Origin of the sequence: Dawidia soli, from assembly GCF_018598185.1 — a bacterium.
Classification (GTDB): Bacteria; Bacteroidota; Bacteroidia; order Cytophagales; family Cyclobacteriaceae; genus Ohtaekwangia; species Ohtaekwangia soli.
In genome coordinates this window covers 30,256-45,192 of sequence record NZ_JAHESC010000006.1, presented here as the reverse complement: position 1 = coordinate 45,192, position 14,937 = coordinate 30,256, and the positions used below count along the sequence as shown (strand labels likewise).

Sequence of the window (14,937 nt, the reverse complement as noted above, 5' to 3'; positions counted from 1 at the left end):
GGTGTTATCACATCTGTTCCGCGGACTGCACAGATTACGGATTTCTGAAATTGGAACCCGGCAGGCGCTCGCGGCACGCCCCGGAGCGACGAATCTGCTTGCCGGTAGGACAGGCCGCCTGTCGGTCAGGACTTCCACCGGGGATAAAAAATGCTGGTGTAAACGGGCTATTTGCAGTATTATGCAACAACATTAACCAAACTCTTTTTTTGAGCAACGACATGAATTTCATTAAAATCCCCTTGTTCTTCTGCTGCCTGCTGGCAGCGACGTTGGCGGCATTTGCCCAGCAATCTTCGCCATACGATCAGCATCAGGCCTTTGCGCCTTTCTTCTACCCCAGCTATGGCGATAAAGTGCGTGCAGCCGATGGCACGCCGGGCCCCGAATACTGGCAGAACCGTGCCGATTATAAAATAGACGCTTCGCTGAACGATGCCATTCACAGCATCACCGGCAGCGTAACGATCACCTATACCAACAACAGCCCGCAGGCGCTGTCGTTCGTATGGCTGCAACTCGACCAGAACATCTACAACCCCACGTCGCGGGGCGTCGCCGCCACAGCCGTGAGCGGTGGCCGCTGGGCGAACCGCAACGCTTTCGACGGTGGCTACACACTGCAGGCAGTGAAAGTAGAACAGGATGGCAAAGAGGCCGATGCCAATTACACCGTAGAGGATACACGCATGCAGATCAGGCTGGCCAGGCCCATCAAAGCCAATGGCGGCAAGCAAGTGTTTAAGATCAACTTTTCGTTCGCTATTCCCGAATACGGTACCGATCGCATGGGCCGTCTGCAAACAAAGAACGGCTGGATCTACGAGGTTGCGCAATGGTATCCGCGCATGTGTGTATACGACAACGTCTATGGCTGGAACACGCTGCCCTACCTGGGCCAGGGCGAGTTCTACCTGGAGTATGGCGACATTACCTATAACATCGATGCCCCCGCGGGCCACATCGTGGTGGGCTCGGGCGAATTGCTGAACCCAAAGGACGTTTTGACGGCCGACCAGCTGAAGCGCTGGGCGCAAGCACAAGGCAGCGATCAGACCGTAGCGCTGCGCACGGCCGCCGAAGTAACGGATCCCGCTACACGCCCCAGCGGCAAGACCCGCCTCACGTGGAAGTTCAAGTGCACGAACACCCGCGACATAGCGTGGGCGGCTTCCAGGTCCTTTGTGTGGGATGCTGCCCGCATCAACCTGCCGCAAGGAAAGAAGTCGCTGGCGATGTCGGTATATCCGGTCGAGAGCGCGCAAGACACAGCCTGGAACCGTTCGACGGAATATGTAAAACACTCCATCGAGTTTTACTCCAAATACCTCTACCCGTACACCTATCCCGTCGCGGTGAACGTAGCGGGTGTCGTCGGCGGCATGGAATATCCGGGCATTGTATTCTGTTCGGCACGTGCCGTACGCGGACAGCTGTGGGGGGTGACCTCGCACGAGTTTGGTCACAACTGGTTCCCCATGATCGTCGGCAGCAACGAGCGCAAGTTTGCGTGGATGGACGAAGGGTTTAATACCTATATCAATACCCTGGCGGACGAGCAGTTCAACAAGGGCGAGTATATCCGAAACATCTTCCCCATGCAGTTCCAGACCAACTATGTGTTTCACGACAGTGTGGAGACCATCCTGAACATCCCCGATGTGATCGCGGGCCGTAACTTGGGCGGCATGGCGTATCTCAAGCCCGGCCTCGGCCTGACGCTGCTGCGTACACAAGTGCTGGGCTCCGAGCGCTTTGATAGCGCCATGCGGTACTACGTGCACCGGTGGGCATTTAAACACCCCACGCCGTGGGACTTCTTTCACTGCATCGAGAACTATACCGGCGAGACGCTGGATTGGTTCTGGCGTGGATGGTTTATGTACGACTGGAAGATCGACCAGGCGGTAACACGTGTGGACTATGTGGATAACGATCCGGCAAAAGGAGCGATCATCACCATCGCCAACCAGCAGAAGATGCCGATGCCTGTAACGGCAGACATTGTGGAAAGCAATGGCAAGACCGGGCAGGTGAAACTGCCGGTAGAGATCTGGCAGCACGGCAGCACGTGGAAGTTTGTTTACAAATCCACCAGCAAATTAACCAGCGTCACACTGGACCAGGCAATCAAGCTGCCGGATGTGAACCGGAAAAATAATCAGTGGAAGGCACAATAACGGACGAAAGCGGACGCCCAAATCTTAACCCCAAAACAATATGAACCCCGCAGCAGAAAAACCCACCGTCTTTACACTTTCCACACTTGTTAAGGACTACGCCCGCTACAACCAATGGGCGCATGAAACGTTGATCTCGTTCCTTCGTACCAAGCCCGCTGATCTGCTGGAGCAGACGGTGCCATCGAGCTATCCGAGCATTAAGCTGACGCTGCTGCACATTTGGGACACCGAGCGGTTTTGGCTTTCCGTGTTGCAACAAAAGCCGGCGCCGAAGTCCTATATATGGGAAGGATTTGACGGGACACTGGAGGATATACTGCAGGGGATCGTCGCGTCTTCGACCGAAGTGCGCGAATATATAGAGGGGTTGTCGGACGAGGAGATCACGGACGTGGTCGAATTTAACTCGCCGTGGGCAAACGGCATCCGGAGCCGCGCGGAGTTCTTACACCATACGATGACGCATAGCGTATATCACCGCGGGCAGGTTATTACGATCGGGCGGAACCTCGGGTTTACAGACGCCCCGATGACGGACTATAACTTTTATCTTACCGTGAGGGGCTATTGATACAGCCCCGCAAAATGAAAGCACCCACGTTGCCATGCGGGCTTCGTGGGTGCTTTGCGGTGTGCTCGTTATGTGTGTTCTTTATTTTTTAGGCTGCGGCGGTGTGCCAGGCTGAGGATTGCCGGGCTGTGCGCCGGGTTGGGCACCTGGCTGCGCAGGTTGTGTCTGCGGCTGTGTGCGTTGTGATTCGGGCGTGGGGGTCTCCATCTGCCGGTTTGTGCCGGGTGCGCCTGCGGGAGGATCGATCTTTCTGCCGCTCTTATCAAAATAGAAGCTCCGGGTGTCGGCACCCTCCCCCATGCGGAGCATGTAACCGTTGTTCGTACGGTTGCGATACAGCATGCCGTTTTCCCAGCCCGTATAGTCGTTGCCTTTCAGCGTTGAGCGAAGTGAAGTGGGTGCTTCGTTCGAGCGGATCTGCAGGTAATCACGTTGGATATACTGATCGCCGGGAACCTGCGTGGGCGGGTTGTAGGTCGGATCTGTTTGCTTGACGCGCGTGGAATCTAACACCTGCGCTTGTACCGAGGCCAGGCCCAGGGCCGCCACGGCTACCAGTGTAATCATGAAGGTTTTCATAGCATCTTTTTTATTCTGTGGAGATTTGCATTTTACTAATGCTTGTAAGTAACAAAAGTATGCCATACCCGCCAGCCACATCGTTTTCCCCATTCTCCTCTCACGCCGGTATTTTTCCCCCAAGTGACCGCTATCTTCCACACCTCCTGTGGTCCACAGATATAATGTATCGATCGGTAGTATCGCAGACTCGACGAGTGTGATGTGTTTTCGGTCAGACGTATGAAAACCAGCCTGATTGTCGGAACTCCTCCGCGTGAAAACGGTTAACTTATTTAAAAATAACTGGAACCATTTTTCAGTTATCTATTTATCACCATAGAAAAACAGCGCATGAGAAGTATCGTATTGTTCGCGGCGGCTGCCTGCTGTCTTGTTCTGTGTTTACAGGGCTATGCGCAGGACACCACGCAAGCTCCTCCCCCCATACAGGCCCCCACATCGTTATCCATCCCGAAGGTACCGCAGGATACCTCCCGGCGGGATTCGCTCGAGCAGCTTACCTCCGCCTCCGTACCTGCCGGCAACTCGCAGTCGATGGCACCCAGGAGCTCAAGCTACTACTCGATTGTAAAGCCCGGCACCATCACGCGCAAGGGCCTCTTTACCGTGCACAAGCTTGAGGACAAATACTATTTTGAAATACCCGACAGCTTATTGGGGCGCGACCTCCTCATCGTAAGCCGGATCGCACAAGGCGCTGCAGGCGTTCGTCCGGAATATACCGGCTATGCCGGCGACCAGATCAACTCGCTGATCATACGCTTCGAGAAAGGCCCTAATCATAAATTATTCCTCCGGCGCATTACCTACGAAGACAATGCCGGTGACAGCAGCACCGCCATGTTCAATGCCGTGGTCCGCTCGAACCTGCAACCGCTGACGGCCGCCTTTGGTGTCGGCGCCTATACGCCGAATGGCAAGGGCAGCCTGATCGACATCACCGATTACCTGAACGGCAACAACGATATTTTCTTTTTTAATGCCGCCTCCCGGCGGACGATGAAGATCGGCGACGTACTGTCGAACATGTCGTATATCAAGTCTGTCAATGCCTTCCCGATGAACGTCGAGATCCGGACGATCAAGACTTACAGTCAGTCCTCCAGCGAAGCCACCTTTACACTGGAGCTGAATACTTCCATTATCATGCTTCCCAGGAAGCCCATGCGCAAGCGCTTTGCAGACAAACGCGTGGGGTATTTCACGGAGCGTTATACCGACTACAACACCAACCCGCAAGGCGTCAAAGTCGTGAATTACATCAAGCGCTGGCGCCTGGAGCCTAAGCCTGAAGATGTCGAGAAATACAAGCGCGGCGAGCTGGTAGAACCGCAAAAGCCTATTGTATACTATATCGACCCCGCCACACCGAAGAAGTGGGTACCCTACCTCATCAAAGGTGTGGAAGACTGGCAACCGGCCTTTGAGCGTGCCGGGTTTAAGAATGCCATTCAGGCAAAGGAAGCGCCAAGCAGCGAGGCGATGCCGAACTGGAGCCTGGAGGATGCGCGCCACTCGGCCATTGTGTACAAACCTTCTACATTTGCCAACGCGGCCGGACCGATCATTACCGATCCACGCAGTGGTGAGATCCTCGAAAGCCACATCAACTGGTATCACAATTTGATGTCGATCCTGCACGACTGGTATATGATCCAGTGCGGCATGACCGACAAGCGTGCGCAGAAGATGAATTTTGACGATGAGCTGATGGGACAGCTGATCCGCTCCGTTGCCTCGCACGAGGTAGGCCACTCGTTGGGGCTTACACACAACTTTGGCGCCAGCTCTACGGTGCCCGTAGCCAGGCTACGCGACCGGGAATGGCTGGAAGCCAATGGTCATACCCCTTCTATCATGGATTACTCACGTTTCAACTATGTAGCGCAACCGGAAGACAGCGTGACGGAGGCAGGACTCATTGCCCGCATCGGCGAGTATGACCGCTGGGCCATCGAGTATGGCTACCGGCTCTTTCCCGACATCTCGACGTCCGAACGGGAGATCCCTTTCCTGAACGGCAGGATCATTGAACAGATGAAGCAGCCGGCCATGTGGTTTGCCTCCGAGTTTTCGACCGACGACCCACGGGTGCAAACCGAGGACCTGGGTGATAACGCCATGCAGGCCGGCGAGCTTGGCATTAAGAATCTGAAGCGCATCGTGCCCCGGCTGGTAGCCTGGACCTACCAGCCCAACGAAGGGTATAGGAACTTGTCGCAGCTATACGGAGGTCTCACGGGGCAATTCACCTATTACGTCAACCACGTGTTGCGCTATATCGGGGGTACATACGAAACGGTCAAGTCAGCCGAGCAGATCGGACCGGTGTACCGCATCGTACCCGCCGCCCTGCAACGCGATGCCATGGCCTTTCTTGGGCGAAACGTATTTACACCGCCCACCTGGCTGCTCGACACGGCCATCCTGGCGCGTACAGGGCAAAGCCCGACGCAGATCATTACTACCAACCAGGAAATGGTGTTGAACACGCTGCTGAGCCAGAATACACTCACCAAACTTGCGGAAGCGGAAGCCCTCTACCCTACGCGGGCCTACACGCTGAACGAATTCATGGACGACCTGGACCGTCACATGTGGACGGAACTTGCAACCTTTGCCACGATCAGTCCCTACCGCCGCGCATTGCAGCGTTATTATGTGGACAAGCTGGTGGAGCTCAGCAAGAACTCGCGCGATATATACGATGCCGACGTGGTGATCCGCAACAAAAAGAACGAGGTGTTGCTTCACGTCAGGAAAGCCCTGACCCGCACCAAGGACGCGATGACGGTATACCACCTACGCTATCTGCAAGACCGGTTAGAGGGAAAATGACGCGTCAGTGGCTTCCGGAGGAACGGGCACTTCGCGTTCAAACGCGACAAAATGTGTGACGGTGTTTTTGGAGTTGCTGATGGGCACGATATCTACTTCGCAAAGGTACTCAGTACCGTCCTTACGGTAATTCATCAGGGCGGCGCGTATGGGCTGCCGCCCGGCGATAGCCTGCCGGATGGCGGCGCGGGTGGCGGTGCTGGTGTTGCGACCTTGTAAAAACACCGGGCGTTTGTTCTTGGCAAAGGTGGGCGTGTAGCCGGTCATGGATAAAAAACCCGGGCTGGCCCAGTAGATGCGCTGTTGCAGATCGGTCACGACAATGGCCTCGTGCGGTTTTTGCATGAGTTGGGGTATGTCGATCTTCCAGTCAAACCTGGCAGCCAGGGTAGTCAGCATACGAACCTCCTGGTTGGTGTAAAGCTTTTGCATGCCCTGCGCTGCAATATCCCAGCAGAGCAGGGGAAACATCTTGGGCGGCTGTTTCTTTTTTCGCTTCATAACTACTGTGCACGCACCGGAAAATCTTCAACACCGACGGTTGTTTACCTATTCGCCGGCCTTGTAAAACATGCCGACTATTTTCTTAAGCTTTTTTCTAAACTGCAAGGCATGATACTCTTTTTTCAGCTCTTCCATGCAGGCGGCACACAAACAATCGGTATATCCCTGGCGAAAATAGGCCCGCTCTTCGTCATTCACCTTCACGGCACTGCACTGACAAAGCAGGATCGATCCCACTTTGCATTCAAACGCCGTCCGGCATCGCGGACAGGATTTCAGCTCATGTTTTACGGCATGCTGCATGTGTCATGATAACGTACGGTGAAGTCGATCGGGATATACACCGGGCAAACATACAGATTCCCCCGCCATTACAAAAGACTCGCCAGTCCCCCCTTCCGGGCGCTGCACCGCTACCGGGCTATAGGCTATAGACCGGAGACTTTGCGTATCTTTGGACACTTTTTGTATCATGAGCCTTCGATTTGCAGCTGTAGCCTTTACCCTCTCGTTCATTGCATTTTCTTCTTCCGCCCAGATAGCCCGCGACTTCATGGCCGGCGGCGCCCTGGACCTGATCAAAACGGACAACAACAAGTTATTGGAAAAGGCACAGGTGGGTGTGGAGTGCAACTATTTCGTAACCCGGCAGTTTACAGGCTCGGCCGGCTTTGAGGTCTGGGCGAACCAGGGCGTGAGCTTTGCCGTGGGGGGCCGTTGGTTTCCCGTAGAAGAAGCATTTGTGCGGCTGCGCGGCCTCATTGGCGAGAATGACCTGTCGCTCGGCGCCGGGTGGGCAAAACCCATCAACGACCGGGTAAAGTTCGAGGCCATGGGCGACTTCTACTTCCAGGGCGACTTTACGATCCGCGCCGGCATTCAGTACATCATACGCCGGCGTGGTTAGCACCCGTTGCCCATAAACCGCTAACTTTACTGTCACCACAGTACCCTATACGATCTTGAACCGCACATTTGTTTTGCTGCTCTTCTTCGGCCTGGTGGTCACGCCGGCCCTGTACGCGCAGACGCCCGCCCGCCTGAGCGGGTTTGTCTATGACGAAACAGGCAGTCCGCTACCCGGCGCCACGGTGCGGATACACCGCCTGGGCCAGGCTACCACCGCGGGTGAACGCGGGCAATACGAGCTCGAGGTTCCCGCGGGCACGTACTACGTCGCATTTTCTTTTATCGGCTACGACCGGGACTCGGTGCAACTGGACATCACCAACGCCCATACCTACACCATTCGGCTGAAGACCGCGGCCACCACCATGCAAGAAGTAACGGTATCGGCACGCCCCACCGATGAGCAGGTAACGCAAACCGAAACAGGCCTGGTAACCCTGCAGAAGAAAGACCTTGAAAACCTGCCCTACCTGCTCGGCGAGCTGGACCCCATCCGCATCATTCAGCTCATGCCGGGTATACAAACAGCCGGCGAGGGCAGCACGGGCTTTTATGTGCGCGGGGGTGCTGTGGACCAGAACCTGATGCAGCTCGACCACACAACGGTATACAATCCCAGCCACCTGTTCGGTTTCTTCTCGGTCTTTAACGGCGGCACAATCGAAAGCATCGATCTCTACAAGGGAGGCATTCCCGCCTACTACGGCGGACGTCTGTCGTCCATTACCAACATCAGCACACGCCAGGGCAGCCCAGAGAAGCTCAAGGGTGAAGGCAGCGCAGGCCTCATCGCCACCGGTCTGCTGGTGGAAGGGCCCCTGGGCAAAAGGAAAAAGGCATCGTTTATGGTGGCCGCCCGGCGTACATACGTAGACCTTTTTGCCAGCGGCCTGCGCCGGTTGGGCGCGTTAAAGCAAGACATCAATTATTACTTCTACGACCTCAATGTAAACGTTGACTATTCACTGGGAGCCCGGGACCACCTCCGCCTTCGGGCCTATACCGGGCAGGACGACTTTCGCTATAACACCAGCAGCACCTTTAAGAATACCATCGACTGGCGCAACACAACGGGCTCGCTGTCGTGGCTGCACACCTACAACGACAAGCTCTACTCGGAGCTGATGGTCAATACCTCCCTGTACGACATGGCCTTCGGCGCCTCTATTACCACCTATGCCTTTGACATCAAGTCAGACATCCGCGACTGGGGCCTGACCTATCAGTTTAACCGGCAGAGCGACAAGCATACACTGGCCTGGGGCCTGACCTATACGCACCACATGCTACGCCCCAACAACATCTACGCGTTCAGTGAAGACGTAGAGCTGAGCATCAGCCCGCGCATCAAGCTGCAAGGAGAAGAGGTGGCCGTGTTCATCAATGACAAGATCAGGTTTTCGGACAAGCTGGAAGTGAACGCCGGCCTGCGCCTGTCGGGGTACCGGCAACTGGGGCCGTTTGACCGTTATGTGGAAGACGAGAATATGCAGATACTCGACACCCTGCACTACGGCCGGGGCAAAACGATCGAGCAATATGGCAACCTGGAGCCTCGCCTGGCCCTGCGGTATAGCCTTTCGGCCTCGTCGTCTGTCAAGCTGTCGTACGACAAAACGTATCAGTATATACACCAGGCACCCCTGTCGTCGGTATCACTGCCGCTGGACATCTGGGTACCCAGCTCCTCCACCATCAAGCCGCAATCGGCAGATCAATTGTCGGCCGGGTATTTCCGAAACTTCCGCGACAACCAGTTCGAGACTTCGGTCGTGCTGTACTATAAAACCATGCAGCAGCAGCTGGAGTACCGCGAGGGGGTGATCATTGGGTATAGCAAAGGGTATAACTTTGACGACAACTTCGTATTTGGCAAAGGGCTATCGTACGGCAGCGAGTTTTCGATCAAGAAAAATGGCGGCAGGGTGCACGGCCAGATCTCGTACACGCTGTCGCACACAACACGCCGGTTCGATGCGCTCAACGAGGGCAAGTCTTTCACAGCCAAATACGATCGTCTGCACGATCTGTCGGTACTTGGCAACGTGGTGATAAACCCACGCTGGACGGTGTCGTGCGTATTTGTTTATGGCACCGGCAATGCGCTTAACCTGCCGGTAGCACGGTATATCATTCAAGAGAACGTGGTGAACGAGTATGGCGAGCGCAATGCGTTCCGCATGCCCCCCTACCACCGCATGGACCTGGCGGCCACCTACACCGTGCACAAGTCCGACAAGTTTGAATCAAGCTGGATCTTCTCGGTGTATAACGTCTACAACCGGAGGAACCCCTACTATATTTATTTTGAGACAACCGGCAACCTGGACGACTACGAGCTCAGCACCAGCATCAAGCAGGTGTCGCTGTTTCCGGTCATCCCGGCTGTTACATACCGTCTAAAGTTTTAGTATATGAAGCGTTGCTATGTTTTTCTGCTCTTCGCGTTGCCCGCCCTCGGCCTGTTGCACGGGTGTACGCCGGAGACCGATCTCGACGAGCTGGACTATACACCTAAACTGGTCGTGGATGGCGCTATTGAAAACAGACAACCACCCCGGGTGGTACTGAGCCACAGTGCGTCATACTTTGACAATATCGACTCCGCCTCTATCCGAAAGCTGATGGAAACAACGGCGAAGGTGACAGTAAGCGACGGCGAACACCAGGAAGTTTTAACACTACAGCCCAACCGGGGGTTCTTCCCGCCGTATGTGTATGAGGCAAATACGATGCGCGGCGAGGTAGGCAAGACCTATACATTGACCATCGACCTGAAGGGCAAACGCTACACCGCGACAACGACGATACCCACGCCACCGAGTCTTGACTCACTCTGGTTTGAGCTGACGCCGGGCAAGGATTCGCTGGGGTATCTCTACGGACGATTATCGGATCCGCCCGACGTGGCCAACTATTACCGCGTGTTTACACAACGACAAACGACCGACGACCGGTATATCCCGATGTATCAATCTGCGGTGGGCGACCAGTATTTTAACGGCAAGCAGTTTACGTTCACCATTTTGCGCGGGCCGGACGATTTTACCAACATTGTGGACGATCTTTACTTTTCGCGCGGTGACACTGTGTTTATTAAAGCCTGTTCGATAGACCGTAGTCACTTTGATTTCTGGCGAACGTTGGAACGAGAGCTTTACGTGGTGGGTAATCCGTTTGCTTCCTCCGGAAATGACATCCTCTCGAATATCAAGGGCGACAATGTATTGGGTGTTTGGGGCGGTTACGGCTCGACGTATTACAGAACGATTATCCGGTAGGGCATAACCAGAAAAGGCTGCCTTTCGGGCAGCCTTCCTGTACAAAAATCAACTCAGGTGTTAGAAAAATTTATTCTTCTCCGAGGAGTTCTTCGAGCTTGTTGGTCAGCTCTCCGAAACCGCTTTCGATGTACGTCTCGATTGACATTCTGGATTCGTCAGCAAATACAAGCTGGAGATCTTTTGTATTGTACACGTCTGTGTATTCTTTTTCCTCACAAATCCAATCCTGGATTTCATCAACCCATTCGCAGTCTTGGTATGTGTATGTATCTGTTTTTGTAACCGCTACGACTTCACCTTCTGCAATTTTCTTCTTTGAGTCGGCGTAGAAGATGACCATTTGGGTGTTGGCATTGTAAGCAGCAGCTTCAGCTTTCTCTTCCTCCAGATCATCCTCCATTTGAGGAATCGCTTCGAGCGCAGTCATCAGGGCCTTTACATCGATCTCGCCTGAGAACTTGATGTTTAACAGCTGGAAGTAGATCGTTCCTTTGTTCACTACGTCATCACCGCCGTTTGAGTCCTCGATGTTATCGGTATCAAAGTTGCCTTCGGCATCAGCCCCCAGTACATAGAGGTTCTTATCGTTTTCTTTCAGCGAGTAGCGTACCGATGCTTTCGAAACATCGTTGCTTACTTCATACGCCAGTACGAAAGCGTCTACTTTCACAGCGATTGTCAGCGAAGTAGGCTCGCCTTTGCTGTTGTAGGCAGCAGCAAACGAGTACTCCAGTTTTTTCTGACCGTCGATGGCCAGGTCGATCTTCAGACCCGTGGGGTATTCGCCTGTATAGCCTTCGCCGTCAATAGCGCTGTTGGTTACGTTAACACCGGTATATCCGTAGATGGTGTATTCGGCGTTGTTGGTTGTTCCGTTGTCTTTCGAAGGGAATTTGAACACGATCTTGCCCGAAGCGGCGGCTACGTAGTCCCAGCCCTGGCCGTTGTAAGTATAGGTACCGGCAGCATTGTCGAGTTCAGCCTGGATCGACTCAACCTCTGCACTGGTGCGAAGGCCTCCCAGGGTCTTGTCTACAGGCCTGTCGTTTTGAGCAAAGTTGCGCAGGTTATTTACCAGGTCAAAGATCGGAAGAGCAGACTTACGGCCGCCTACTTCCAGGTCGCCGTCAGCCGCGAAACCCGCGAAAGCAATGCTTGTTTCGATACCCGAAGAGTTCTTCAGGGTCTCTACGCTATTGGTAAACTCGATACCGTTGTCCTGGAGCTTTGATTTGTTTTCTTCAACAGTGAGGTCGGAAAACTCCGTGGGGAATTCCGCGCCGGTTTCGTCGTTGCTCTTAGTGACGTCGTCGTCGCTACCGCAAGCTACTAACATGGCACCGGCCAGGAAGAACGCAGTAAACTTTAGAAAAGGTTTATTCATATGTCGGTTTAATTTTACGACAAGTATACGGGCAGGAACTAAATTGCGCGAATAGTTGTATGAATCGGCCGCCGACCCTATAGTATCATTTTAGGTCAGACTGCCGCAGGGGCGGTATAAAAGCGAACCGTACCCCGCAAAACGGACGTGTTCGCTGGTGGTACAGCGCTGATGGGCCACTGGCGACCGGGCGCCAAAAGCCCCAAAGGAGTACAAATTGGCCTGTTCGCCTTGCTGACGTTTAAAAAATCCGATTATCCTGCCTACAATATTACATGCGTTATTCTAACCGTTGGGATACTGTCTTTATCGACGAATGGCGGCGGCCATCCTTTATATATAAGTTGTAACATCCTTTACACAGGGAATAAAAAAGCCTCCGCCGGATTGGCAGAGGCTTCTTTTTATACCGGTGAATTACCGTCGGTATTACTTGGCTGCGTCAAAACGCTTGGTCACTTCCGCCCAGTTCACCACGTTCCAGAACGCCGCGATATAGTCCGGGCGACGGTTCTGGTAGTGCAGGTAGTAGGCGTGTTCCCAAACGTCGAGGCCCAGGATCGGCGTGCCTTTTACTTCGGCAACATCCATCAGGGGATTGTCCTGGTTCGGGGTTGACGTGATCTGCAGCTTCTTGCTACCGTCTACGATCAACCAGGCCCAGCCTGAACCAAAGCGGCCGGTAGCCGCTGCGGTAAACTTCGTTTTGAATTCATCAAAGCTACCGAAGGCAGCATTGATCGCTTCGGCCAACGCACCGGTCGGAGCACCGCCGGCGTTGGGGCCGAGGATCGTCCAGAACAGGCTGTGGTTGAAGTGGCCACCGCCGTTGTTACGCACAGCAGCAGGATACTTGGAAATATTTTTATTGATCTCCTCCAGGCTCAGCTTCTCGGCATCGGTGCCGGCAATAGCCGTGTTCAGGTTTGTAACATACGCGTTATGATGCTTACCATGGTGGATCTCCATTGTTTTGGCATCGATGTGTGGTTCAAGTGCATTAGCTGCATACGGCAGCGCAGGCAATGTAAAAGCCATAGTTGTTTGTTATTTTATGAGGTTGAACATAGTGTACTCCCGGTTGCATCCAAAAAGTGGACCCGTAGGGGATGTCAAATATACAACCCTGCACGACCGAAGAAAATTTCAGGACCGTGATGATTCTGTAAATTTAATTTGCCCCGGTTAGAACGGCAGGTCGTCTGATGCCTGGCCACCACCGCTCGAGAACGGTTCGTCGCCCGGAGGGGGAAAGTCGTTACCACGGCTGCCTTGGTTGCCGCCACCGCCGACTTTGTCCAGTTTCCAGGCACGTGCCTCCGTGTACCAACGACCGTTATACTCACGGCTCTCGAGGTCTACGGCTACATTCACTACGTCGCCCACAGAGAGGTTGTATTGATCTACTTTATCTCCCCATGCCGAGAGGCACACTTTCTTGGGGTATTGTGCCTGGGTCTCGATCACAAATTCCTGTTTCTTCCAGGGGCCTTTTTTCCCCATGCCGGTTTGCAATTGCAGTAGTTGGATAACTGTTCCTTTTATTTCCATTGTATATTGATTTTTGCGGTTGTTTTTTGTTCGGGACCCCAAAAGTATAGATAACCGGCTAATTTCGTATGCGTCGGAAGAAATCCTCGAGCAGTTTTTTGCTTTCCTCCGCCTGTACCCCCCGCACGACCTCCGTTTTGGGATGCAGCAAAGGACTGGACACCAGGCTGTAACCCCGCTGCAGGTCAGACGCGCCAAATACCAGCTTTTGTAATTGAACCCAGTGCAGCGCCCCCGAGCACATAACACAGGGCTCGAGCGTGACATATAACGTACACTCCGACAGGTATTTCGAGCCCAGGTAATTGGCGGCCGCCGTAACAGCCAGCATCTCGGCATGGGCCGTGGCGTCGGTCAGTTTCTCGGTCTGGTTGTGGGCGCGGGCAATGATGCGGTTCTTACACACGACCACGGCCCCCACGGGCACCTCTTCTATGGCCAGCGCCTTGGCCGCTTCTTTGAGCGCCTCGCGCATGAAGTATTCGTCTGAGTACAGATCCATGGCGTGTGGTTAGTTGACCTTGATGCGCTGCATCATGGCGGCGGCGGTTTCCTTCCAGTCTTCTTTCATACGGCGTGGGCAGTTGAAAGAGAACACCAGCGTGCGCCCCGGCTCGAGGTAATATTGTATGTAGGTATACTTGCCGATGGCATCGCGTTGCCCTTCCTGCCGCTGGTTGCCGTTCATGCGCGACTCGAACTCGAAATAGATGAACTTCTTTTTGTTCACCTCGCGCACGCCCTCCTGCAGGAATGTGATCTGGTCGAACATGTTCCGGAGGCTTGCTTTAAAAAATTGCCGGGCGATCTCGTGATTGGTATCGGGCCATTGCGTGGCGGAAATGTTTACACTGAAATCGACTTGCCGGTCGGCATCGGTATAGGCCGCCAGTGGCGCACGCACGGATGGATAGCGCTGCGTAAAGTCCATGGCATCCATGGCGTGCCAGTCGCGCGGTATGGAGACGGTGATCCGGTCGTTCACCTTCATTTTCATGAGCTTCGGCTTGTCGGCGGCCAGACAAGTCAACACCAACAGCATCAACCCCTTAAAGAGCGTACTTTTAATTTTTAGCATAGCGCGGTGAGAGACAAAGTATTGTTAAATTCGCGGCTAAATTAATTAAAACT

General features: G+C 54.1%; 14 protein-coding genes. 6 read left to right on the top strand and 8 right to left on the bottom strand.

The window, feature by feature from the left end:
- Positions 1-221 precede the first annotated feature (221 nt).
- Together KK078_RS05890 and KK078_RS05885 are read left to right on the top strand one after the other, a co-directional pair.
- Entirely contained in the window at positions 222-2,180 is a 1,959-nt protein-coding gene (locus KK078_RS05890) for a M1 family metallopeptidase (protein WP_254089319.1), read from the top strand.
- Positions 2,181-2,220: 40 nt separating this feature from the next.
- Positions 2,221-2,754 (top strand): DinB family protein, encoded by a 534-nt coding sequence (locus KK078_RS05885; RefSeq protein ID WP_254089318.1) that lies wholly within the window; start codon positions 2,221-2,223, stop codon positions 2,752-2,754.
- 81 nt (positions 2,755-2,835) lie between these two features.
- Here KK078_RS05885 and KK078_RS05880 read toward each other — a convergent pair whose 3' ends face one another.
- Positions 2,836-3,333, bottom strand: coding sequence for a hypothetical protein (locus KK078_RS05880; protein WP_254089317.1), 498 nt, complete (start codon positions 3,331-3,333; stop codon positions 2,836-2,838).
- Between the two features lie 333 nt (positions 3,334-3,666).
- On the opposite strand from KK078_RS05880, the gene KK078_RS05875 reads away from it, so the two are divergent.
- Positions 3,667-6,174, top strand: coding sequence for a zinc-dependent metalloprotease (locus KK078_RS05875; protein WP_254089316.1), 2,508 nt, complete (start codon positions 3,667-3,669; stop codon positions 6,172-6,174).
- Here KK078_RS05875 and KK078_RS05870 read toward each other — a convergent pair.
- Positions 6,160-6,675: a PAS domain-containing protein gene (locus KK078_RS05870; protein WP_254089315.1), complete on the bottom strand. Its 516-nt coding sequence runs from the start codon at positions 6,673-6,675 to the stop codon at positions 6,160-6,162. The two genes, KK078_RS05875 and KK078_RS05870, sit on opposite strands and share 15 nt — an antisense overlap.
- A 48-nt stretch (positions 6,676-6,723) precedes the next feature.
- Entirely contained in the window at positions 6,724-6,981 is a 258-nt protein-coding gene (locus tag KK078_RS05865; protein ID WP_254089314.1) for a cysteine-rich CWC family protein, read from the bottom strand.
- A 169-nt stretch (positions 6,982-7,150) separates the two neighbouring features.
- Here KK078_RS05865 and KK078_RS05860 point away from each other — a divergent pair, with 169 nt between their 5' ends.
- From KK078_RS05860 to KK078_RS05850, 3 genes are read left to right on the top strand one after another with little or no spacing between them, the layout of a single operon-like run.
- A complete protein-coding gene (locus tag KK078_RS05860; RefSeq protein WP_254089313.1) occupies positions 7,151-7,585 on the top strand; it encodes a hypothetical protein in 435 nt (144 codons plus the stop codon).
- A gap of 55 nt (positions 7,586-7,640) precedes the next feature.
- A complete protein-coding gene (locus tag KK078_RS05855) occupies positions 7,641-9,998 on the top strand; it encodes a TonB-dependent receptor (RefSeq protein WP_254089312.1) in 2,358 nt (785 codons plus the stop codon).
- A 3-nt stretch (positions 9,999-10,001) separates the two neighbouring features.
- On the top strand, positions 10,002-10,868 hold the full coding sequence (locus KK078_RS05850) for a DUF4249 family protein (protein ID WP_254089311.1): 867 nt from the start codon (positions 10,002-10,004) through the stop codon (positions 10,866-10,868).
- 70 nt (positions 10,869-10,938) lie between these two features.
- Here the strand turns inward: KK078_RS05850 and KK078_RS05845 are convergent, their stop codons facing one another.
- The 5 genes from KK078_RS05845 to KK078_RS05825 all read right to left on the bottom strand — a co-directional run bounded on the left by KK078_RS05845 (position 10,939) and on the right by KK078_RS05825 (position 14,884).
- Positions 10,939-12,255: a hypothetical protein gene (locus tag KK078_RS05845; RefSeq protein ID WP_254089310.1), complete on the bottom strand. Its 1,317-nt coding sequence runs from the start codon at positions 12,253-12,255 to the stop codon at positions 10,939-10,941.
- 429 nt (positions 12,256-12,684) lie between these two features.
- Positions 12,685-13,293, bottom strand: a complete 609-nt coding sequence (locus KK078_RS05840; RefSeq protein WP_254089309.1) for a superoxide dismutase — start codon at positions 13,291-13,293, stop codon at positions 12,685-12,687.
- A gap of 147 nt (positions 13,294-13,440) precedes the next feature.
- The gene (locus KK078_RS05835; protein WP_254089308.1) at positions 13,441-13,806 is read right to left on the bottom strand and encodes a DUF3127 domain-containing protein; all 366 of its coding nucleotides are present in this window, start codon (positions 13,804-13,806) and stop codon (positions 13,441-13,443) included.
- 58 nt (positions 13,807-13,864) lie between these two features.
- Positions 13,865-14,308 carry a nucleoside deaminase gene (locus tag KK078_RS05830; protein WP_254089307.1) on the bottom strand — a complete coding sequence of 148 codons (444 nt, stop codon included), beginning with the start codon at positions 14,306-14,308 and terminating at the stop codon, positions 13,865-13,867.
- A 9-nt stretch (positions 14,309-14,317) separates the two neighbouring features.
- On the bottom strand, positions 14,318-14,884 hold the full coding sequence (locus KK078_RS05825) for a hypothetical protein (RefSeq protein WP_254089306.1): 567 nt from the start codon (positions 14,882-14,884) through the stop codon (positions 14,318-14,320).
- Positions 14,885-14,937 lie beyond the last annotated feature (53 nt).

Coding starts and splice junctions, on each gene's coding strand:
- KK078_RS05885 (WP_254089318.1), top strand. CDS start 2,221: ATGAACCCCGCAGCAGAAAAACCCACCGTCTTTACACTTTCCACACTT.
- KK078_RS05850 (WP_254089311.1), top strand. CDS start 10,002: ATGAAGCGTTGCTATGTTTTTCTGCTCTTCGCGTTGCCCGCCCTCGGC.
- KK078_RS05870 (WP_254089315.1), bottom strand. CDS start 6,675: ATGAAGCGAAAAAAGAAACAGCCGCCCAAGATGTTTCCCCTGCTCTGC.
- KK078_RS05875 (WP_254089316.1), top strand. CDS start 3,667: ATGAGAAGTATCGTATTGTTCGCGGCGGCTGCCTGCTGTCTTGTTCTG.
- KK078_RS05840 (WP_254089309.1), bottom strand. CDS start 13,293: ATGGCTTTTACATTGCCTGCGCTGCCGTATGCAGCTAATGCACTTGAA.
- KK078_RS05880 (WP_254089317.1), bottom strand. CDS start 3,333: ATGAAAACCTTCATGATTACACTGGTAGCCGTGGCGGCCCTGGGCCTG.
- KK078_RS05830 (WP_254089307.1), bottom strand. CDS start 14,308: ATGGATCTGTACTCAGACGAATACTTCATGCGCGAGGCGCTCAAAGAA.
- KK078_RS05890 (WP_254089319.1), top strand. CDS start 222: ATGAATTTCATTAAAATCCCCTTGTTCTTCTGCTGCCTGCTGGCAGCG.
- KK078_RS05845 (WP_254089310.1), bottom strand. CDS start 12,255: ATGAATAAACCTTTTCTAAAGTTTACTGCGTTCTTCCTGGCCGGTGCC.
- KK078_RS05865 (WP_254089314.1), bottom strand. CDS start 6,981: ATGCAGCATGCCGTAAAACATGAGCTGAAATCCTGTCCGCGATGCCGG.
- KK078_RS05825 (WP_254089306.1), bottom strand. CDS start 14,884: ATGCTAAAAATTAAAAGTACGCTCTTTAAGGGGTTGATGCTGTTGGTG.
- KK078_RS05835 (WP_254089308.1), bottom strand. CDS start 13,806: ATGGAAATAAAAGGAACAGTTATCCAACTACTGCAATTGCAAACCGGC.
- KK078_RS05860 (WP_254089313.1), top strand. CDS start 7,151: ATGAGCCTTCGATTTGCAGCTGTAGCCTTTACCCTCTCGTTCATTGCA.